Source organism: Geobacillus lituanicus (assembly GCF_050994965.1).
Classification (GTDB): Bacteria; Bacillota; Bacilli; order Bacillales; family Anoxybacillaceae; genus Geobacillus; species Geobacillus stearothermophilus.
Genome location: NZ_CP194773.1, coordinates 2,300,736 through 2,322,385, shown reverse-complemented (window position 1 = coordinate 2,322,385; position 21,650 = coordinate 2,300,736). Strand labels below are relative to the sequence as shown.

18 protein-coding genes are annotated in these 21,650 nt (G+C 46.9%); 17 read left to right on the top strand and 1 reads right to left on the bottom strand.

The genetic code is table 11. The features are described 5' to 3' along the window. From ACR1UW_RS11750 to ACR1UW_RS11720, 7 genes are all read left to right on the top strand, one after another. Positions 1-156 (top strand): hypothetical protein, encoded by a 156-nt coding sequence (locus ACR1UW_RS11750; RefSeq protein ID WP_167438910.1) that lies wholly within the window; start codon positions 1-3, stop codon positions 154-156. 14 nt (positions 157-170) lie between these two features. Continuing rightward, the gene (locus ACR1UW_RS11745) at positions 171-755 is read left to right on the top strand and encodes a glycerol-3-phosphate responsive antiterminator (protein WP_498933460.1); all 585 of its coding nucleotides are present in this window, start codon (positions 171-173) and stop codon (positions 753-755) included. A 160-nt stretch (positions 756-915) separates the two neighbouring features. After that, positions 916-2,577 carry a glycerol-3-phosphate dehydrogenase/oxidase gene (locus ACR1UW_RS11740; protein WP_498933457.1) on the top strand — a complete coding sequence of 554 codons (1,662 nt, stop codon included), beginning with the start codon at positions 916-918 and terminating at the stop codon, positions 2,575-2,577. Between the two features lie 533 nt (positions 2,578-3,110). After that, positions 3,111-4,379, top strand: a complete 1,269-nt coding sequence (locus ACR1UW_RS11735) for an ABC transporter substrate-binding protein (RefSeq protein WP_033010322.1) — start codon at positions 3,111-3,113, stop codon at positions 4,377-4,379. Between the two features lie 196 nt (positions 4,380-4,575). After that, positions 4,576-5,415: a carbohydrate ABC transporter permease gene (locus tag ACR1UW_RS11730; protein ID WP_173426837.1), complete on the top strand. Its 840-nt coding sequence runs from the start codon at positions 4,576-4,578 to the stop codon at positions 5,413-5,415. Further along, the gene (locus tag ACR1UW_RS11725) at positions 5,412-6,227 is read left to right on the top strand and encodes a carbohydrate ABC transporter permease (RefSeq protein WP_033010324.1); all 816 of its coding nucleotides are present in this window, start codon (positions 5,412-5,414) and stop codon (positions 6,225-6,227) included. The genes ACR1UW_RS11730 and ACR1UW_RS11725 overlap by 4 nt, the downstream gene beginning before the upstream one ends. A gap of 40 nt (positions 6,228-6,267) precedes the next feature. Next, positions 6,268-8,454, top strand: a complete 2,187-nt coding sequence (locus ACR1UW_RS11720) for an alpha-galactosidase (RefSeq protein ID WP_498933455.1) — start codon at positions 6,268-6,270, stop codon at positions 8,452-8,454. Positions 8,455-8,518: 64 nt separating this feature from the next. On the opposite strand, the gene ACR1UW_RS11715 is transcribed toward ACR1UW_RS11720, so the two are convergent. Further along, positions 8,519-9,301 carry an EcsC family protein gene (locus tag ACR1UW_RS11715; RefSeq protein WP_498933453.1) on the bottom strand — a complete coding sequence of 261 codons (783 nt, stop codon included), beginning with the start codon at positions 9,299-9,301 and terminating at the stop codon, positions 8,519-8,521. Positions 9,302-9,705: 404 nt separating this feature from the next. Here ACR1UW_RS11715 and ACR1UW_RS11710 point away from each other — a divergent pair, with 404 nt between their 5' ends. From ACR1UW_RS11710 to galT, 10 genes are all read left to right on the top strand, one after another. Next, positions 9,706-10,665, top strand: coding sequence for an ArsR/SmtB family transcription factor (locus tag ACR1UW_RS11710; protein WP_498933451.1), 960 nt, complete (start codon positions 9,706-9,708; stop codon positions 10,663-10,665). Between the two features lie 78 nt (positions 10,666-10,743). Continuing rightward, on the top strand, positions 10,744-12,018 hold the full coding sequence (locus ACR1UW_RS11705; protein ID WP_498933449.1) for an ABC transporter substrate-binding protein: 1,275 nt from the start codon (positions 10,744-10,746) through the stop codon (positions 12,016-12,018). 61 nt (positions 12,019-12,079) lie between these two features. After that, complete coding sequence (locus tag ACR1UW_RS11700) at positions 12,080-13,051, top strand: carbohydrate ABC transporter permease (RefSeq protein ID WP_498933447.1); 972 nt, start codon at positions 12,080-12,082, stop codon at positions 13,049-13,051. Between the two features lie 5 nt (positions 13,052-13,056). Continuing rightward, complete coding sequence (locus ACR1UW_RS11695; RefSeq protein ID WP_498933445.1) at positions 13,057-13,887, top strand: carbohydrate ABC transporter permease; 831 nt, start codon at positions 13,057-13,059, stop codon at positions 13,885-13,887. Positions 13,888-13,909: 22 nt separating this feature from the next. After that, positions 13,910-14,962, top strand: coding sequence for a family 43 glycosylhydrolase (locus tag ACR1UW_RS11690; protein WP_498933443.1), 1,053 nt, complete (start codon positions 13,910-13,912; stop codon positions 14,960-14,962). A gap of 42 nt (positions 14,963-15,004) precedes the next feature. Further along, positions 15,005-15,955 carry a glycoside hydrolase family 43 protein gene (locus tag ACR1UW_RS11685; protein ID WP_498933441.1) on the top strand — a complete coding sequence of 317 codons (951 nt, stop codon included), beginning with the start codon at positions 15,005-15,007 and terminating at the stop codon, positions 15,953-15,955. 55 nt (positions 15,956-16,010) lie between these two features. After that, positions 16,011-17,786 carry a glycoside hydrolase family 2 protein gene (locus tag ACR1UW_RS11680; RefSeq protein ID WP_498933439.1) on the top strand — a complete coding sequence of 592 codons (1,776 nt, stop codon included), beginning with the start codon at positions 16,011-16,013 and terminating at the stop codon, positions 17,784-17,786. A 138-nt stretch (positions 17,787-17,924) separates the two neighbouring features. Then, on the top strand, positions 17,925-19,109 hold the full coding sequence (locus ACR1UW_RS11675; RefSeq protein WP_498933437.1) for a galactokinase: 1,185 nt from the start codon (positions 17,925-17,927) through the stop codon (positions 19,107-19,109). After that, positions 19,106-20,092, top strand: a complete 987-nt coding sequence (gene galE / locus ACR1UW_RS11670; protein ID WP_498933435.1) for a UDP-glucose 4-epimerase GalE — start codon at positions 19,106-19,108, stop codon at positions 20,090-20,092. Before ACR1UW_RS11675 ends, galE begins: the two co-directional genes overlap by 4 nt. A gap of 2 nt (positions 20,093-20,094) precedes the next feature. After that, complete coding sequence (gene galT / locus ACR1UW_RS11665; protein WP_498933433.1) at positions 20,095-21,621, top strand: UDP-glucose--hexose-1-phosphate uridylyltransferase; 1,527 nt, start codon at positions 20,095-20,097, stop codon at positions 21,619-21,621. The last annotated feature ends 29 nt before the right edge of the window (positions 21,622-21,650 follow it).

Genomic DNA, 21,650 nt, shown 5'->3' with positions numbered 1-21,650 from the left:
ATGGGACATTCCCATGGCGAAGAGACGGCAGGCAAAAAAGCGATTCATCACGTCGTCGAGAAGTTCCGCAAGCGCGGGGTGAAAATTGCGACATGCAAGCCGCGGACGATGATGTCGCTTGAATGCTTAGACGAGGTTGACAAATTGAGAGGGTGAGCAGAAGGAAGAGGATGGGGACGAAACAACACATCATTCCCGCCATAAAGACGATGAAGCAGTTCGAAGCTTTTTTGGCAAGCGGCTACGAAATGGGAGTGCTGCTTGAGGTACATATCGCCCAGTTAAAAAGCGTTTTTCATTACGCCCGCCGGCATGGCAAGGAGTTGCTCATTCACGTCGACTTGGTGCAAGGGCTGAGCCATGATGAACATGCGGCGGAATACCTTTGCCAAGAGTTCCGCCCGCATGGCCTCATTTCCACGAAAGCGGGCGTCATTATGAAGGCGCGGCAAAAACGAGTCTTGGCCGTGCAACGCATCTTTTTGCTTGATTCTCATGCGTTGGAGAAAAGCTATCAGCTGATCGCCAAAACGAATCCGGACTGCATCGAAGTCATCCCGGGCGCCATGCCGCCCATCATCCGCGAAGTGAAAGAACGGACGGGAAAACCGATTTACGCCGGCGGCCTCATCCGCACGGTCGACGATGTCGAGCGGGCGCTAGAAGCCGGCGCGGCATCGGTGACGACGTCAAATGAAACGCTTTGGCGCCATTATGACCGACCCCGCGGTGAGGAAGCCGGTGGAAGTCGTTGAAGCGTCGAGCTAGCCAAACGGGCGACGATCTGTTATAATGGAATCAACAAGTTAATTATCAGTCAGGAGACATGGAGAGACCATGCATGCATGGTAGGCGAAAAGCTTATCGTGTTTGCGATGGTCTCTTTTTGTCTTTTTTACAAAGGAGGAGTTTGACATGGCGTTCTCAAGCAAACAGCGGAGCGATGTTCTTCAAGCGATGAGCGAAAAACAATATGATCTTCTCGTCATCGGCGGGGGGATCACCGGCTCTGGCATCGCCCTTGATGCCATCTCGCGCGGCATGACGGTCGCGCTTGTCGAGATGCAAGATTTCGCCGCCGGCACGTCAAGCCGGTCGACGAAGCTCGTTCACGGCGGCTTGCGCTACTTAAAGCAGTTCGAGGTGAAGCTTGTCGCGGAAGTCGGGCGCGAACGGGCGATTGTGTATGAAAACGGCCCGCACGTCACCACACCGGAGTGGATGCTGCTGCCCATTTATCGCGGCGGGACGTTCGGCAAGTGGAGCACGTCGATCGGCCTTTGGCTGTATGACCGGCTGGCCGGCGTCAAGCAAAGCGAGCGGCGCACGATGCTTAATGCCCGGCAGACGTTGGAAAAAGAGCCGCTCTTAAAGCGCGACGGCCTGATTGGCGGCGGCTATTACGTCGAGTATCGGACCGACGATGCCCGCTTGACGATCGAAGTGATCAAAAAAGCGGTCGAGCTTGGCGCCGATGCCGTCAACTACGTCAAAGCCGAACAGTTTTTATACGACGAGCGCGGACGCGCGATCGGCGCACGATGCCGCGACATGCTCGGCGGCCTCTTGTATGACATCCGCGCCAAAAAAGTCGTCAATGCCGCCGGACCGTGGGTCGATGCGCTGCGCGACAAAGACGGATCGAAAACCGGCAAGCGGCTCCGGCTGACAAAAGGCGTCCATATCGTCATCGATCAAAAGCGGTTTCCGCTCAAGCAGGCGGTCTATTTTGACACCCCGGACGGCCGGATGGTGTTTGCCATTCCGCGGGATGGGAAAACGTATGTCGGCACGACCGATACATTTTATGACGATGATCCCGCTCATCCGGCCATGACCGAAGAAGACCGTGATTACTTATTGCAAGCGATTCACTACATGTTCCCGTCTGTCGGCGTCACTGCCGACGATGTCGAGTCGAGTTGGGCTGGCGTCCGTCCGCTCATTTATGAAGAAGGGAAAAACCCGTCGGAAATTTCCCGCAAAGACGAGATTTGGACATCGCCATCCGGCCTCATTACGATCGCCGGCGGCAAACTGACCGGCTACCGGAAAATGGCAGAAACGGTCGTTGACCTCGTCGCCAAACAATTGGAAAAAGAAGAGGGAAAAACGTTCCGCCCGTGCCAAACGAAACAGCTGCCAATTTCCGGCGGCGATGTCGGCGGCTCGCATCGGCTGCCGGCCTTCATCGCCGAAAAGGCGAAGGAAGCGGCGCGCTATGGGCTGACAGAAGAACAAGGGGCGCGGCTGGCAAAACAGTACGGCACAAATGTCGACCGGCTGTTTGCGTTAAGCCAGCAATACGACCGCTCGTCCGGCTTAACGCGCGAAACGTTCATCCGCCTCGTCTACGCCATCGAGGAAGAAATGGCGGCCAAACCGGTCGACTACTTCATCCGCCGCACCGGCGCGCTGCTGTTTGATATTGATTCTGTCCGGCGTCAGAAAGACCGCGTTATCGCCTTTATGGCCGATTATTTGCAATGGACAGAGGAACAAAGGGAGGCTTATACAAAGGAACTGGAAAAGGCGCTAAAAGGGGCTGTCGTTCCATGTGGCAGTAGTAACAAATAAGAACTAAAGAGAAGGAAAAGAAAACATTAATTCATGTTGATCCGATTAAAAAATCCCTTGTATTTGGAGCATCCCGCAATAATTACAGTTTTACTTCAGCGGGAACTCCAGGCAAGGGATTAATTTTTTTCGCTATTTCTACATGATTTTATTAATTTTTCTAAGTTTATGAGTATTTTGTTTAAAAATGTAAAATAGAAGTGGCGTACAAAACGATAGAAATAATCAAAATATTAGGATATTATATTGAATCTATTTAGTGTTTATGGTACTATCATAACAAATAAATTACTAAAAATTTAGTTAAAAAATTAAACAGACGAGAAATTCTGATGAAAGTGGTGATTCCAACAAGGCTCATGATCCTTTTAAATAAAAGAGATACCGCTTTCAAATTGTTTTTTAAGGAGGTGATAAAATAAGCGGAGCAAAATAAAAAAAGTTAAGCCATGATGCTTAACCAAATGTACAAATTATTTTATCATGCTTCCAAACAGTTGCAATGTTACAGAAAGTGAAGGAGGAGAATGAAAATGAAAAAGTCAATGATATCTATGTTAGTGATAGCGTTTTCGATATCTCTTATGGTTGGATGTAACAGCAAAGAATCGGGGACAGATTCTAGCTCTAAAGTAAAACTGACTGTTTTTAGTACTATTAGTGATGAGAAAGGAAAAGAAGCGTTTGAAGAAATTACAAAAGAGTTTGAAAAGGAAAACCCAAATATTGATGTCGAAGTCAATTTTCCAGGACAAGAATATGAAAACATTCTTAAAGTAAAAATGGCTGCTAACGATTTGCCTGATGTATTTGATACACACGGTTGGGCGCAAATTCGGTATGGAAAATACGTGGCAGATTTAAGCAAGGAAAGCTGGGCGTCTAATTTAACGGATTCGATGAAACCAGTGCTTACAGATAAAAACGGGAAAGTTTACGCACTCCCACTCAATGAAGCAAAAGATGGAATTACGTACAATGTGGATGTTTTAGAAAAGTACGGTATCGAAGTGCCGAAAACGTTCGACGAGCTGTTAGCTGCTGCCGAAAAAATTAAAAAAGAAAGCAACGGACAAGTATCTCCATTTTATTTTTCTGGAGTTGATGCTTGGACGATAGGCCAATTTTTTGATTATTTTGCTACTCCATTGCTCATTAGTCCAGAACAGAATTACAGCCAAGACTTATTAAATGGGACGTTTGACTGGTCTAAGTGGACATATCTCCCGGAAAAATATAAAGAAATGTACGATAAAGGTCTCATCAATAAAGATATGTTAACGGCGAAATATAGCGATTTACCAAAGCTGTTTGCGGAAGGAAAAGTTGCCTTTTTTATGATGGGACCAGCCTTTGTAGGACAAGCAAAGGAAATTAATCCGAATTTGAAAGTTGGTTATATGCCAATTCCGGCGATTGCTGAGGGAGATGAACCTACATTCTCTGGGGGGGAAAGACATACGTTAGCTGCTTGGAAGGACTCTCCGCATTTAGAAGAAGCGAAAAAATTCATTAATTTCTTTGCAAAGACGGAAAATTTAAAGAAAATAGCGGAAGCGACCAACCTTCCTGCTGGTATTAAAGGAGTTAATGTCGACTTAGGGGAACTTACGCAATATTATGAAAAATATGCTAACATTCGTGTATTCCCTTATTTTGACCGCGTGTATTTGCCGAACGGTATGTGGGATGTAATGTGCACCAATGGCCAAGAGTTAATTGCTGGTTCGATTACACCAAAGCAATTTTCCGAAAATATGAAAAAACAATTTGAACGTCTACGAGAGCAACAAAAGAAATAATAGCTTAATTTTATACAAGTAGGGTCTGATCAAGAAAATGTTCAGACCCTATCAAATAAAGCAAACCGTACTAGCAACTCCTGAAAACGGCAAGAAGGGAAGGAGAATAGTGGATACAGAAGTACGAACACAAATTCAATTTGTTAAGAAAGGTTTACGTAGGAAAAAGATATCCTCGACAGTTTGGTTAAACGTGATGTATCTTCCTGCTTTGCTGTTATTTATCGTATTTATTTTTTATCCTTTCTTTAAGGGATTACAAATTTCTTTTACCAATTGGGACGGTTTTTCACAAACATATGATTGGATAGGTTTGGATAACTATAAACGAATGTTACATGATCCTAATATTGGAACAATTATTAAAAATACGCTTATTTACGGAATCGGGAGTACATTATTTCAAAACATAATCGGGTTAGCATATGCTCTTTTACTCAATCAGGAAATGAAAACAAGGGGAATTACTCGTACCATTATTTATTTACCAGTAATTATAAGCCCGCTTATCATGGGGTATATTTGGTATTTCTTCTTTCAGTATGATGGAGGGGCATTGAACGATATAATTCTTTTATTCCGTAATACGCCGTTAAATATATTAGCGGACCCTCAATGGAATGTTTGGATTATTATGTTTGTCAATACGTATCAATATTTAGGAATCGCAATGGTCATTTACTTGGCCGGATTACAAACGATTCCAAGGGATTTTTATGAGGCAGCACAAATTGACGGTGCTTCATCATGGCAGCGGTTTAAGCATGTAACACTTCCAATGTTGATGCCATCGATCACTATCAATATTGTGTTGAATTTAGTTGGAGGTTTAAAGCTTTTTGATGTTATTATTTCATTGACAAAAGGCGGTCCAGGCTACGCATCCCAATCATTATCGACAGTGATGTATAAATACTATTTTGCAAGTATGGACGCAGGTTATGCTGCTGCGCTTGGCAATTTGATGTTTGTGCTGATTTCGGTCATTAGTATTACAGCATTAATTTATTTAAGAAGAAAGGAGATCGCCGGATGAAAAAAAGCAAAAAAGCGTTGCTCCTTTTAACGATGGTGATTAGTATCATCCATCTTATTCCTTTTTATTTACTGATAACCGTTTCCTTCAAACCAGCAGACGATACAAGCTCAAAATGGCTTCCCCCAGCTACATTATATCTTGATAATTTTATCAATGCATGGAAAGAAGCAAACCTTGGACAGGCTTTTGTCAATAACATTCTGATTACGGCAATTTCGGTTCTTTTAGTAGTATTTTTAGGGGCATGTGCTTCCTATCCGCTGGCGAGGTATAAAACTCGCTTGAATAGATTTATGTTTGTGTTTTTTATCTCGGCTATGATTGTTCCGCCGCTTACTATTCTCGTTCCTCTTTATAAATTTATTGTAGATATCGGTGGATTAAATCAACCGTGGGCGATTATTTTACTGCATGTGACGTTTAACTTGCCGATTACGATTTTTCTATTTACCGGGTTCATCAATACGATTCCACGAGAATTAGACGAGGCAGCAATGATCGATGGGATGAGTAGATTTTCGTTATTTTTCCGTATCATTATGCCTTTATTAAAACCAGTTACTGTAACGGTAATGATTTTAACGGGTGTAAATGTATGGAATGACTATCAATTTTCTGTATTCTTCCTGCAAAGCTCTGAATCGCATACGCTTACTGTAGCTCTTTCTTCTTTCTTTTCACAATATGTGAACAACGTTGGGTGGGTTGCTGCAGGGTCGCTGCTAAGTTCATTGCCGATCATTATCTTATATTTATTCCTGCAAAAATACTTTATTAGTGGACTGTCATCTGGGGCTGTAAAAGGATAAGACTATATTCCATTTTAGAAAATAGAGAAGGAGAATGAATATGGGAATTATATACGATCATGTAACCAAAACCTTTCATCTACAAGCAAGCGACACAAGCTATGTGATGCAGCTCGTTCGTTCAGGGCATTTAGCCCATCTTTATTGGGGAAAAAAGATTAGAAGTGCAAATGGATCAAGAAGATTCCAATTTTTTGACCGTCCGTTCTCTCCTAATCCCGACCCGTCTGACCGCACGTTTTCGCTCGATACGCTGCCGCAAGAATATCCAGCCTATGGGAATACCGATTTCCGGGCTCCAGCGTATCAAGTGCAGCTGGAAAACGGCTCGACCGTGACCGATTTGCGCTACAAAACGCACCGTATTTACAAAGGGAAGCCTAGGCTGAACGGGCTGCCGGCGACATACGTGGAGCATGAACAAGAAGCGGAGACGCTCGAAATGGTTCTTGAAGATGCGCTGATCGGTCTAAAGGTCACGCTGCAGTATACGGCGTATGAAAAATGGAACGTCATCACGCGCGCGGCCCGTTTTGAAAACAAAGGCGGCGAGCGGTTGAAGCTGCTGCGTGCGCTCAGTATGAGCGTCGATTTCCCAACTGCCGACTATGACTGGATTCATCTCCCGGGAGCGTGGGGGCGCGAACGCTGGATCGAGCGCCGTCCGCTTGTGACCGGCGTGCAAGCGGCGGAAAGCCGCCGCGGCGCGAGCAGCCACCAACAAAACCCGTTTATTGCGCTCGCTGCCAAAAACGCCGATGAGCACCAAGGCGAAGTGTACGGGTTCAGCTTGGTGTACAGCGGCAATTTCCTCGCCCAAGTCGAGGTGGACCAGTTCCGCACTGCCCGCGTCTCGATGGGCATCAATCCGTTTGATTTTACGTGGCTATTGGAATCGGGCGAATCGTTCCAAACGCCGGAAGTCGTTATGGTCTACTCCGACCAAGGGTTGAACGGAATGTCGCAAACGTACCACGAACTGTACCGCACCCGCCTGGCGCGCGGCTCATTTCGCGACCGCGAACGCCCGATCTTGATCAATAACTGGGAAGCAACGTATTTTGACTTCAATGAAGAAAAGATCATGAATATCGCCCGAACAGCGGCGGAGCTTGGCATCGAACTGTTTGTGCTTGACGACGGTTGGTTTGGCGAACGCGATGACGACCGCCGTTCCCTCGGTGATTGGGTGGTCAATCGGCGCAAACTCCCGAACGGCCTGGACGGGTTGGCGAAACAAGTGAACGAACTCGGGCTGCAGTTCGGCTTATGGGTTGAACCGGAAATGGTGTCGCCAAACAGCGAGCTGTACCGGAAACATCCCGACTGGTGCCTCCATGTGCCGAACCGCCCGCGCTCTGAAGGAAGAAATCAGCTTGTGCTCGATTATTCCCGCCAAGACGTGTGCGACTATATGATTGAAACGATCTCGAACGTGCTTGCGAGCGCCCCCATCACTTATGTGAAATGGGACATGAACCGCCATATGACGGAAATTGGCTCCTCCGCCCTGCCGCCCGAGCGCCAGCGCGAAACGGCGCACCGCTATATGCTTGGGCTCTATCGCGTGATGGACGAGATCACCTCGCGCTTTCCGCACATTTTGTTTGAAAGCTGCTCCGGAGGCGGAGGGCGGTTTGACCCGGGGATTCTCTATTATATGCCGCAAACATGGACGAGCGACAACACTGACGCTGTCTCGCGCCTGAAAATCCAGTACGGTACAAGCCTCGTTTACCCAGTGAGCGCCATGGGTGCCCACGTCTCGGCCGTGCCGAACCACCAAGTCGGGCGGGTAACGTCCCTCAAGACGCGCGGCCATGTGGCGATGTCAGGCAACTTCGGCTATGAGCTCGATATCACGAAATTGACGGAAACAGAAAAACAAATCATTAAGGAACAAGTCGCGTTTTACAAAGATGTGCGCCGCCTCGTCCAGTTCGGCACGTTTTATCGGCTGCTCAGCCCGTTTGAAGGCAACGAGGCGGCGTGGATGTTCGTCTCGGAAGATCAGTCGGAAGCGCTCGTCGCCTACTTCCGTGTTCTGGCGGAAGCGAACGCGCCGCTGTCATACTTGCGGCTCAAAGGGCTTGACCTGAATCAAGACTATGAAATCGAAGGCCTTGGCGTCTACGGCGGCGACGAGCTGATGTATGCCGGAGTGGCGGTGCCGCACCGCTCGGGCGATTTTATCAGCATGATGTGGCGATTGAAAGCTGTTCGATGATAGGGGGAATGATGCGGCCTGAGCGGATGCATCAGGGCGAAACAAACAAATTGAACCCGGCATGTTAGATGCCGGGTTCAAACTGTTTGAGCTTCTCGATAATGCGCCGCTTCCGATAAAGCATCTTCCCGGTTTCGGCGATGTCTTCCATAAACGATTTGTTAAACAGCGAACCGAAAATGACGCCGATGATCGGCACGGTTTGAAACAGCTTTTTCCATCCGTATTGGTCGCGGAACGTCATCATCACTTCCCGCCAGCCTTGCAGTTCGGAAAAGACGCGCCCGCGTTCATGGGAGAACGACGAAAGTTCGTCCAAAATCGCTTTTTTCCCGACGATGTCCGCCGCGGCAAACTGAAGGTATTTGACGACAAACACGCGCTCCTCTTTGTCCTTCGGATCGTATCCATACACGATGGCGATCTCTTGCAGCGTTTTCAGCGCTAAGCCGAGAAGTGCCGGAATGTCCACCGCCAACGTCAACGCCCCGCCGACCCCGGTCGCCGCTCCTTGCAGCTGGGCGAACGTGACGCGGGCATCAATCAACTCGTCGCAAACGCGATCCATCGTCGCAAGCGGCAAGTGCGGCACCTCGGCCAACGACGATACGCCAAGCTTGTCCAATACCTTTCCTTCATTCACTAAGTATTGCCCGCCGCTTTGAATATAGCTGCCCAGCTCATCAAGCAGCTGTCCGAGTTTTCGATGGACGATTTTGGGGGTCAGCTTATCGAGTACTTGAAACGGCAAGCGGCCGAGCTTTTCCCAAAACCATAGGTCTTTTTGGGAGTGTTCCCACTGTTCGATTTGCTTTAATTCCTTTTGTAAATGTAGTTTGGCATCCATGTTTTGAGCCTCCATATTCGTCCTATGCTTTAGGATACATCGACCTTTGTGAATTATACGAATGAGTATAATGTTTTGGTTTCGTTTTGAGCGAAATCAAACAAAAAAATAGTAAACATTCAAAAAAAGTTGTTTAAAAATAGTAGACAGATGATTTTGAATTTGTTATGATGAAAGCGTAAACACTTTTACTTAAAAAGTTAAGTAAAAAGCGAGTTTCTTTATAAGTGGATGGAAGGAGCTTGGAGATCAAGAGAGTCTATCCTCTTGGGTGTGGCTCTAATAAAAGTTGGTCACTTTGTTAGTGATCAGAATCCCATTGTATATTGAGAATTTCGTTTTAATCATTCAATAAAACTTGTTTGAATTTATCAAGGTTTATAAAAGTAGGTGAATAAATAGTGATGCCAAAGTTGATGGTTGATTCGTCAAATACAGAAGTAGCGACGAGGGTGTTAACTACTAATCTAGATGATTTTGTGGAGATTGCCAAAGCTTTGTCGAGTGATTTGCGGGTCGCCATCTTTAAAAAGCTGCTCGAACGTCCGATGAATGTCGTAGAAATTGCCGAAATGTTCAACATTCCCCCATCCACGGCGGCGGTGAATATTAAAAAGCTGGAGGACGCCAACTTAATTCGCACAGAAATGGTTCCAGGTACAAGAGGAACACAAAAAATATGCGCCGCAGTATTTAGCAAGATTATCGTGGAAACAGGGGAACCTGTACAAGTCCATCATCATGATTTTATAGAGATTTCTATGCCAGTTGGACATTTCTTTGATTTTCAGGTTTCGCCGACATGTGGCATTGTAAGCGATTCCAATATTATCGGTGAGCTTGATGATCCAAGTTCATTTCTTGAGCCTGAACGAACGAACGCCCAGTTAATTTGGTTTCGGCACGGGTTTGTTGAATACCGATTCCCTAATCGCACCCCTCCTGGAGCGAAGGTAAATAATCTTGAGCTCATGATGGAAGTCTGTTCGGAAGCGCCGTTGCATAACCCAAATTGGCCATCTGACATCACGCTCTGGATTAATGGAATAGAAGTGGGAACATGGACGAGCCCAGGTGACTTTGGCGGTGAACGCGGGGTTTTGACCCCTTCATGGTGGAGTGAGGTCAATACACAATTCGGCCTTCTCAAAACATGGCGTGTCACTGATCAGGGAGCGTTTATCGATGGGCGAATCATATCCGATGTGACAGTGGATGATCTCCGGTTGGAGCAAGCCTCATTTATTACCGTCCGCATCGGTGTAAAACCGGACGCAATTAACGACGGAGGAGTCAATTTGTTTGGAAGAAAATTTGGTAACTATGAAACTGATTTGGTGATGCGTCTCCGTTTTACTAGATAGGCCTACTAGTTTTCTTTCATATAGATAACTAGATAGGGATGAATGTTGCGATTTTAAAAGTTAAAAGGGGGTAGTTTTATGAGTTGGTTAAAGAAGACAAAAGGGATTGTGGTAGCTGCTCTTCTAGGTGCATCGTTGATGGTGGCAGGGTGTAATGCAAAAACATCCGGAGATGCATCTTCCTCTCCGACTTCGGGAGGAAAACAAGAAATTACATTCTGGACTCCGTTCTCCGGACCTGATGGCCCATTTATGAAAAAAATTGTTGATGATTACAATAAGCAATCTAATAAGTACCACGTAAAGTTTCAAATCATCCCAAGCGGAGAGTATTATAAACAAGTCGACCTAGCTTTAAGCACAGGAAAAAAACGTCCGGATCTTATGATTATGCATGTTGACCAAATACCGACTTATCAAAAGAAGGGGCAATTGCAACCTGTTGATGATATAGCCGCTAAAGCGGGAATTAAAAAAGAAGATTTTGTAGAGGCGCCGGTTAAGTATGCAACAATTGATGGAAAGTGGTATGGAATTCCATTGGATATTCACCCGTTAGTTCTGTATTACAACAAAGATTTATTTAAAGCGGCTGGAATTGATCATCCTCCTACCAATCGAGAAGAATTTATCGAAGCGGCCAAAAAATTGACCGACCAATCAAAGGGGCAATGGGGATATGTCGTTCCAACCCTTTGGCCACAACAGTTCATTTTCCCGACTATTGTAGGACAGAATGGTGTGAAACTGGCCGATGAACAAGGAAAACCCCGATTGAATTCTCCGGAAGCAGTTGAGGCACTGACGTTTTTAAAAGACTTAGTTTACAAGTATAAAGTGTCGCCGGAAAAAGTAGCCCAAGATGGCGAAGTGACGTTGTTCCTCCAAGGGAAAAACGCCATGCAACTGAATGGACCTTGGATGAAGGACCAGTTTGATAAGGCAAAAATTAATTACGGAGTAGCTCCGGTGCCGCAACTTGGTACGAAACAACAGGCTGTGCAAGCAGGGTCTCACACGTTTGTCATTCCGAAGGACGTGAAGGATTCAAAAGTTCTTGAAGGGATTGGTAATTTCTTGAAATATGTAGCAGGTCACTCGATCGATTGGGCGCAGTCCGGCCAAGCCGTAGCATCGAAACAAGTTCTTGCAAGTGACGAGTTTAAGAAATTGACACAACAACAAACGATTGTCGCCCAACAATTTGATTATGTGCAATTTAACCCGCCTGTCATCAACTGGGGAGCCATGACGACTGATCTTTACAAACAAATCAATCTCGTGCTTCTCGGGCAAAAGGATCCACAAAAGGCGTTGGACGAAGCGCAAGAAAAAGCGTTGCAAGTCAAATAACACAATGGATCAGGCAGGTGGCATCACCTGCCTGATTAAATAGTATAAGGGTGGTGAGTTAATGAAAAACAATGCCAAGCCGCAATTGACGCCACATTTACCATCTGATCGAGCTTCAGTGAATATAAAAGTCGAACGTTCTAAACAGAAGTGGAGGTCAAAGCTAACGTCTAGTTTATTCGTTTTACCGTACCTCGTCTGCTTTATCGCCTTTTTAGTGTATCCTCTTGTCCACGGGATTATGATGAGCTTTCAAGATTACGAATTGCTGTCAGCAGAACGCCATTTTGTTGGTTGGCAAAATTATATTGATATTTTCACGGAAGGGAACTACCTCCATACAAGTTTTTTTCAGGGACTGCTTGGAACGATTAAGTTTGTCATTTATTCTGTTCCCTTTTTAATCGTCATCGGTTTAGCGTTAGCTTTGTTGGTGAATTCGCTTCCTTCTAAAATTCGCGGAGTGTATCGCACCATCTTTTTTATGCCGTATGCGGTTTCGGCATCCGTAATGGCCGTGATTTTCATTCGTGTGTTTGATACGAACGCAGGACTTCTTAATATCATATTAAGCAAACTCCATCTCGGGTCGCAAATTGGCTGGCTTACCGATCTTCCATGGGTTTGGATTGCCCTTGTCGGCGCTACGCTTTGGTGGACCATTGGATTTAATATGCTTATTTTTATCAATGCCCTTAACGAGGTGTCGGAGGAAATGTATGAAGCCGCAAAAATCGATGGAGCTAATGCATGGCAGCGGTTCATATACATTACCTTGCCGTCGATCCGGAGAATTATGATTTTTGTAGTGATCACCTCAACGATTGCTTCGTTTAATATTTATGCTCAGCCATTCTTGATGACCCGTGGAGGACCCGGCTCGGAAACAACCGTGCTGCTGATGAACGTCTTCGACGTGGCGTTTGGCCAGCATCGAATGGGAGCGGCATCCGCCATGGCATTATTAATGGCGTTAATGATTATAGGTGTTTCTATTATCCAATTTCGTCTCGCGAATAAAAGGGAGGGGTGAATACGATGAGGTATATGAAATCTGCGCTTCTCATTACAATTGCAAGCATTTTGGCAGTAGTGTTTATTATGCCATTATTATGGATGGTTTCGATATCTTTCAAGGACGACATCGAAGCCATATTGCCGAATTTGAATGTGATCCCGGACAACCCGACGTTTGCCAATTATAGTAATGTGTTAACGGGGGGAGAATTAAACGTTCCGATCCTTCGATGGATATTCAACTCTTTATTTGTTGGGATCATTACTACAATATTAGTCGTAACGATTGATGCCTTAGCGGCATACGGATTAGCGCGCTTGGACATTCCGTTTAGAAAAACGATATTTTCAATCATTGTGAGCACGATGATGATCCCGAGTATTGTTTGGTTTCTGCCGCTGTATGCCGAATTCAACAGCCTTGGGTTGATTGACACCTATTGGGCGCTAATTTTGCCTTATACAGCGGGAGCGTTTGGGGTATTTTTGCTTTACCAGTTTTTCTCTTCCTTCCCCAAAGAAATTGAAGAAGCAGCCTATTTGGATGGCGCGAATAAATTCCAGATTTTTTATCGGATCTTATTGCCATCAGCGAAACCCGCACTATGGACGCTTGCCATTTTAACGTTTATGGGAGTATTCAATGATTTCGTCTGGCCGCTGTATGCGACTAACTCGGATGAAATGAGAACGTTGACAGCGGGAATTGCGATTATGACACAGGGAAGTTATGTCAATATGCCAAATAAACTAATGGCTTTATCGACAGTTGCAACCATTCCCGTTATGGTGATTTTCTTAATTGCCCAAAAGTCGTTCGTGAAAGCTGTCACACAAGCCGGGATTAAATAATATTAAGGAAAGGGAAGAGAATGTGAAAGACAAAAAACGAATCGTGTACACGTTGGCATCTCTTCTCGTTATCGGTGCTATCGGAGGAGTTTGGCTGTTGCTGAGACCAGAACGCTATCAAAATCCTATTTTCGGTCCGACGTTTGCTGACCCATCCATTATTAAAGGAAGTGACGGATACTATTATGCTTACGGCACGGAGGACGACTGGGGAGATGGACATGGACCGCACCTGATTCCGATTATTCGCTCGAAAGATTTGATTCATTGGACATTTTATCGAGATGCATTTGCACAAAAACCTGTTTGGAAAGAAGGAGGAGGAGGCTTATGGGCTCCGGATATTTCCTGGCATCAGGATGGAAAATATTATTTATATTACGCCTTCTCTGTTTGGGGAGATCCGAATCCTGCCATTGGGGTAGCTACTGCTGCAAAGCCGGGCGGTCCGTTTACAGATCACGGTCCGTTGTTTACAAGCGAAAGTATCGGCGTGGATAATTCGATTGACCCTCAATTTTTTCAAGACGAGGACGGAAAATCGTATTTGTTTTGGGGGAGTTTCCACGGGATTTATGGAGTTCAGCTGACTAACGACGGGCTCCATACCGTTGGCCAAAAGTTTCAAGTCGCTGATACAAGTTACGAAGCGCCCTATGTAATCAAGCGAAATGGATTTTATTATCTTTTTGTTTCAGCAGGTGCTTGTTGTGATGGGGAGAATAGTACGTACCATGTAAGAGTTGGACGTTCCGAGTCAGTGAAAGGACCGTATAAAGACCGGAAAGGAATTCCTCTTCTAGAAGGTGGTGGTACCACGATCCTAGCTTTCAACGAAAAGCCTGGAAAAAACGGCAAGCAATTTGTCGGTCCTGGCCATAATGCTATCGTTACAGATGATAAAGGCAATGATTGGATTGTATATCATGCCATTGATGAAGATGATCCAAGATTGTTAAACGGGGCAACAAAGCGCCCTTTGATGATTGATCTGATCATTTGGGAAGATGGATGGCCTAGCGTTAGAAACCAAGAACCAAGTACAGACCTAACGGAAGGGCCTTACATCAAGTGATTGGTGACAGTATTAAACCGAAAGAACCAAAGGGAGGACAGCATGGAGAAGGGGTTTCGAACGATAAGAAAATGGAAGACAAACGATATTCATATAAGGGATCCATTTGTTTTTCCTTATGCTAAAGAGGGGAGATACTACTTGTTCGGTACGACATTTGCTGATGGGTGTGGGGATCAAGATCCGATTTTCGAAGTGTATGCGAGTGACAACTTGGATGATTGGGAGGGCCCGTACATTGCTTTTCGGCCTCCAAAAGGTTTTTGGGGAGTAAGGCAGTATTGGGCGCCTGAAGTATTTGAAATAGACGGCCGCTTTTACATGTTTGCCACATTCAAAGGAGGAATTGGGGAACACAGGGGCACTGCTATTCTCGTATCCGACCATCCGGCTGGCCCGTACCAACCTCATAGTGAAGGCCCGGTCACCCCTAGAGACTGGGAGTGTTTAGACGGAACGTTTTATGAAGACCGTCATGGTCAGCGGTGGCTCGTATTTTGCCATGAGTGGACGCAAGAGTACGATGGAAAAATTAAAGCCATTCGTTTAACGAAAGATTTAAAGAGGTCATATGGCGAAGTAATTGATATTTTACACGCCTCATCAATGAAATGGATTCGCCTTTTTGGCGACCCACGAATTGAAAAGGAAGGATTTTTAACTGATGCCCCCTTTATGTATCAAGCAAAAAACGGGGAGTTAATCATGCTCTGGTCGAGCTATTCTAAGCCTAGTTATGGGGGGGATGGGGGATACGTAGTGGCTGTTGCCCGATCGAAAAGTGGTGATATTGCTGGGCCATGGGTCCATGACGAACCATTGTTGCTGGATCGAAACGCAGGGCATGCGAGTCTGTTTAGAGACTTTCAAGGGAGATTATATATGTCGGTGCATTATCCAGATACCCCTCATGGGAGCGAAAGGCCGTTGTTTATCGAAATGGCTGAGACGAAAAATGGGTTGACAGTTGCAGAGGGAGCTTGTTCTTTTTAAGGGTTCCCATCTGGTTTTATTAACGATATAAAACAAGGAATAGGAGAGGGCAATAATGAACATTCCACGTCCAGAATACCCACGTCCGCAATTTGTTAGAACAGATTGGATCAATTTAAATGGTGAATGGAAATTTGAATTTGATGATGAAAATCGAGGCATTCAAGAAAAATGGTATGAAAACCATGAATATAGCCAAACGATCCGCGTTCCGTTCTGCTATCAGAGCGAGTTAAGCGGGATTGGCGTGACCGACTTTCATGATATTGTTTGGTATAAGCGAACGTTTGAATTTCCAGATGAATGGAAAAACAAACGACTTCTTTTGCATTTCGGGGCGGTCGATTATCGCGCTTCCGTATGGGTGAACGGGCAGTTTGTTTGTTCCCATGAAGGCGGACATACCCCATTCCATGCGGAGATTACGCATATTGTGAAAGAAGGGGAAAACGAAATTGTTGTACGGGTCGAAGACTACTCAAAAGAGTTGGATCAACCGCGCGGAAAACAATATTGGAAGGAAAAGTCAGAATCCATTTTTTACACAAGAACAACCGGCATTTGGCAAACTGTCTGGATCGAGGCAGTAGCCGCGACGTATCTAGAAAAGGTAAAAATGACACCGAATGTGGATACAGACGAAATTTTGATTGAATATGCAATAAATAACGTCCAAGAAAACCAAAAACTAGAGATTGAAATTTCTTTTGATGGACAGTTAATTGCCAAAGATGAAGTACACCTTGTTGAAGGAAAGGGAAGCCGCCGCATTTATTTGCATGATTTCAATGTTCACGGTCCTGGAAGACTGTGGAGTCCGGAACACCCAAATTTATATGATATTGTTTTTACAATTCGGGAAAATGGGCATGTAGTCGATCGTGTGGAAAGTTATTTCGGCATGAGAAAAATCTCTGTGGAAAATGGCGTCATTATGCTAAACAATCGCCCGTACTATATGAAGCTGGTTTTAGATCAAGGCTATTTTCCAAAAGGAATTTTGACTCCGCCGTCTGACGAAGACATTAGAAAAGATATTGAGTTGACGAAAGAAATGGGCTTTAACGGTGTAAGGAAGCATCAAAAAATTGAAGATCCGCGTTATTTATATTGGGCCGATAAACTTGGGCTTCTCGTTTGGGGGGAAATGGCCAACAGCTATATATATACAGACGAGGCGGTAAAGCGCATCACGAGCGAGTGGCAGGAAGCCATCGAGCGCGATTACAACCATCCGTCGATTGTTGTTTGGGTGCCGCTCAATGAAAGTTGGGGGGTGCCGCGCCTGCTTGCTGATCAACGCCAGCAAGCCCATGCCTTAAGTCTTTACTATTTAACAAAATCGTTAGATCCGACAAGACTTGTTGTTTCGAATGACGGATGGGAACACACGAAATCCGATCTTTGCACCATTCACGATTATGAGCCGAATAAAGAAATCCTTAAGGAACGTTACCATACACTTGAAACGATTTTGCATTCCCAGCCTGGCCATCGGTTGATTTACGTGCCAGGGTATGAGTATCGTGGAGAACCAATCTTAGTCACGGAATTTGGTGGAATTGCCTACAAGAAGAGCCATTGGGACGGTTGGGGATATTCAGGCGCCGAAAATGATGAGGACTTTGCGGAACGCTATTATCAGGTTGTTTCCGCTATGCTGGAATCACCTCTTGTCCAAGGTTTCTGTTACACGCAGCTGACAGATGTAGAACAAGAAATTAACGGGTTGTTGACGTATCATCGGCAACCGAAAATCGACCTTAAAGTTATTCGCGCCATTAATGAAGGAAAGCATTACAAGCAAATCTTATGCGATATTAATGCTTGAGTTAAAAATGCTAAGATCATGACTATTCTAACTAAGCGGGTTGATTGGAGCGACCCGCTGTTTTTATTGAAAGTTGATTTTTAACAAAATTTTAACTAAAATATTTACTAAAGATACAAAAACTAAGGAGGACTTTTGATGATATTTTCATTAAAACAGCGTTTTATTGAACTTTTCAGCGGCTCGGACGAAGCCATCCGCACCTTCTTCGCCCCCGGCCGCGTCAATTTGATCGGCGAGCATACGGATTACAACGGCGGGCATGTGCTGCCGTGCGCGCTTGCGATCGGCACGTATGCGCTTGTTCGGCAAACGGATGAGCCGTTTGTCCGCTTTTATTCGCAAAACTTCCCGGAAACGGGAGTGATCACGGTCTCTTACGGCGACTTGTCTTATCGTCGCGAACACGGTTGGGCGAACTACCCGAAAGGAATCTTGGCTGCGTTTCAAGCGCTTGGCCCGCTTGAGACCGGATTGGATATTTTGTATTACGGCACGATCCCGAACGGCGCCGGGCTGTCGTCATCGGCGTCGATTGAGCTTGTGACCGCGGTGATGCTCAACGAACTGTTCAGGCGCGGGCTTGATCAGCTGGAGCTTGTGAAAATGAGCCAAAACGTAGAAAATAAATACATCGGCGTCAATTGCGGCATTATGGATCAGTTCGCCGTCGGCATGGGAAAACAAGATTGCGCCATCCTGTTAAACTGCCAGACGCTCGAGCACCGCTATTTGCCATTGGTGCTTGACGATTGTGCGATCGTCATCGCGAACACAAACAAAAAGCGCGGCCTGGCGGACTCGGCGTACAACGAGCGGCGGGCGACGTGCGAGGCGGCGCTCGCGAAGCTGCAAAGCGTGCGGAACATCGCCTCGCTCGGCGAGCTGACAAGCGCGGAACTGGCCCGTTATGCACATCTTCTTTCCCCGCTTGAACAAAAACGGGCCCGCCATGCGGTGACGGAAAACGAGCGGACGCTTGAAGCCGCCCGGGCGCTTGAGCGGGGAGACCTCGTCCGCTTTGGCGAGTTGATGAAACAGTCGCATTTGTCGCTGCGCAATGATTACGAAGTGACAGGCGTTGAACTCGACACGCTCGTTGAAGCGGCATGGTCGCACGAAGGAACGGTCGGGGCGCGCATGACCGGAGCCGGATTCGGCGGCTGCACGGTGAACATTGTGAAAAAGGCATGCGTTCAAGATTTCATTGAACGGGTCGGAAACGCGTATGCCGAAAAAATCGGTTATGAAGCAAGCTTTTATGTCGTTGACGTTGGTGACGGGGCGAGAGAACTCACGGAACTGGAGGAGATGAGCCGATGATTTTGGTTTGCGGAGGGGCAGGGTATATCGGCAGCCATGCGGTGTACCGTCTGCTTGAAAAAGGGGAGCGCGTGGTCGTGGTGGATAACTTGCAGACGGGGCACCGGGAGGCGGTTCACCCTGATGCGGTGTTTTGCCAAGGCGATATTCGCGACCGCGAGTTTTTGCGCGAGGTGTTTCGCCAGCATGACATTGAGGCGGTCATTCATTTTGCGGCGAACTCATTGGTCGGTGAAAGCATGGAAGAGCCGCTGAAATATTACGACAACAACGTGTACGGGACACAAGTGCTGCTTGAAGTGATGAAGGAATTTGGCGTCAAGCAAATCGTCTTTTCTTCAACCGCCGCGGTGTATGGGGAGCCGAAACAAATCCCGATCATCGAAACCGATCCGACCGAACCGACAAACGCGTATGGAGAAACGAAGCTGGCGATGGAAAAAATGATGAAATGGGCGGACCGCGCCTATGGCATCCGCTCGATTTCGCTCCGCTACTTTAATGTCGCCGGGGCGTACGGCACGACAATCGGTGAGGACCACAACCCGGAGACGCATCTTATTCCATTGATTTTAAAAGTGCCGCTTGGCCAGCGCGAGGAAATTTCCATTTTCGGCGATGACTACGACACGCCCGACGGCACGTGCATCCGCGACTACATCCATGTGCTTGATCTCGTCGATGCCCACGTGTTGGCGCTTGAAAAACTGCGGAATGGAGCGTCCAGTGACGTGTACAATCTCGGCAACGGCAACGGCTTCAGCGTCAAAGAAGTGATCGAAGCGGCGCGGCAGGTGACCGGACACCCGATCCCCGCTCGCGTCGTGGCGCGGCGCCTGGGCGATCCGGCGAGACTTGTCGCTTCATCGGAAAAAGCAAAGCGCGAGCTCGGCTGGGAGCCGAAATACTTGTCCATTACGGATATCGTCGCGTCGGCATGGGAATGGCATCAAGCGCGGCCAAACGGCTATCGGGGTGTGTAAACATGGAAACGATTTTTGCGGCGATTGAACAACTGATCCGTTATGCCGAGCAACGCGGCCTTTTAGCGCCGGAAGATGTGGTGTACGCGCGCAACCGCCTGCTGGCAACGCTCCGACTCACGGAATGGCAGCCGGCCGAGGTCAAGGACGTTCCCTTGGCCTCGCCGGCCCCGGTATTGGACGCTATGATTGATTGGGCGTATGAACAAGGATTGTTGGAAACGAATACCACAACCGAGCGCGATATATGGGATGCGAGACTGATGGACTGCGTCATGCCGCGGCCGTCGGAAGTGATCCGCGCCTTTTACGAGCGATACCGCCGCAGCCCGCAGGAGGCGACGGACTGGTTTTATTCGCTGAGCCAAGCGTCCAATTACATTCAAACGGCGCGCATCGCCAACAATCAGCACTGGAAAGTGTCAACCATCTATGGAGAATTGGATATCACCATTAACTTGGCAAAGCCGGAAAAAGACCCGAAGGAAATCGCCAAATTGAAAGAGATGCCGTCATCCTCGTATCCAAAATGTGTATTATGCAAAGAAAACGAAGGATATGAAGGAACGTGGCGCCATCCCGCCCGTTCCAATCACCGTGTCATCCCGATCACGTTATTGGATGAACAGTGGTATTTCCAATATTCTCCCTACGTGTACTATCATGAACATTGCATCGTCTTTTCCGCCGAACATGTGCCGATGAAAATGGAGCGGAAGACGCTTGAGCGCTTGCTCGATTTCGTCGAAAAGTTCCCGCACTATTTCATTGGCTCGAACGCCGACTTGCCGATTGTCGGCGGCTCGATTTTAGTGCATGACCATTTCCAAGGAGGGCGCTATCCGTTTGCGATGGAAAAGGCGGAGATCGAAGAGTGTATCCCGCTTCCGTCGTTCCCGTCCGTCACCGCCGGCATTGTGCGCTGGCCGATGTCCGTCATCCGTTTGACTGGACCAAAAGAGGACGTGTTGGATGCGGCTGCCTTTTTGTATGAAACATGGCGGACGTACAGCGACCCAAGCGTCGAGATTATGGCCTACAGCGGCGATGTTCCGCACAACACGATCACCCCGATCGCCCGGCGGCGCGGCGGTTTGTTTGAGTTGGACATCGTGTTGCGCAACAACCGGACGTCAGCGGAACATCCGTACGGCATTTTCCATCCGCATGAAGAATTGCATCATATTAAAAAAGAAAATATCGGCTTGATCGAAGTGATGGGGCTGGCGGTGCTGCCGGCACGGCTTGCCGTAGAACTGGAGACGCTGGCCGATTATCTCGTGCATCGGACAAAGAAAGAAGACTGGGACGAGGCGATGCTGAAACATTGGGATTGGTGCGAAGCCATTCGCTCGGCCTATCCGGACATCACGAAGGACAACGTCCATGACATTTTGCGGCACGAAGTCGGACAACGGTTTGTGACCGTGTTGGAACATGCCGGGGTGTTTAAACGGGACCAAAACGGGAAAGAGGCGTTTCGCCGCTTTCTGCAGCACGTGGTGGAGCGCATGTCGTCTCTTGTTTAAATGCGGCGAAAAAACGCGTTTCATATGAA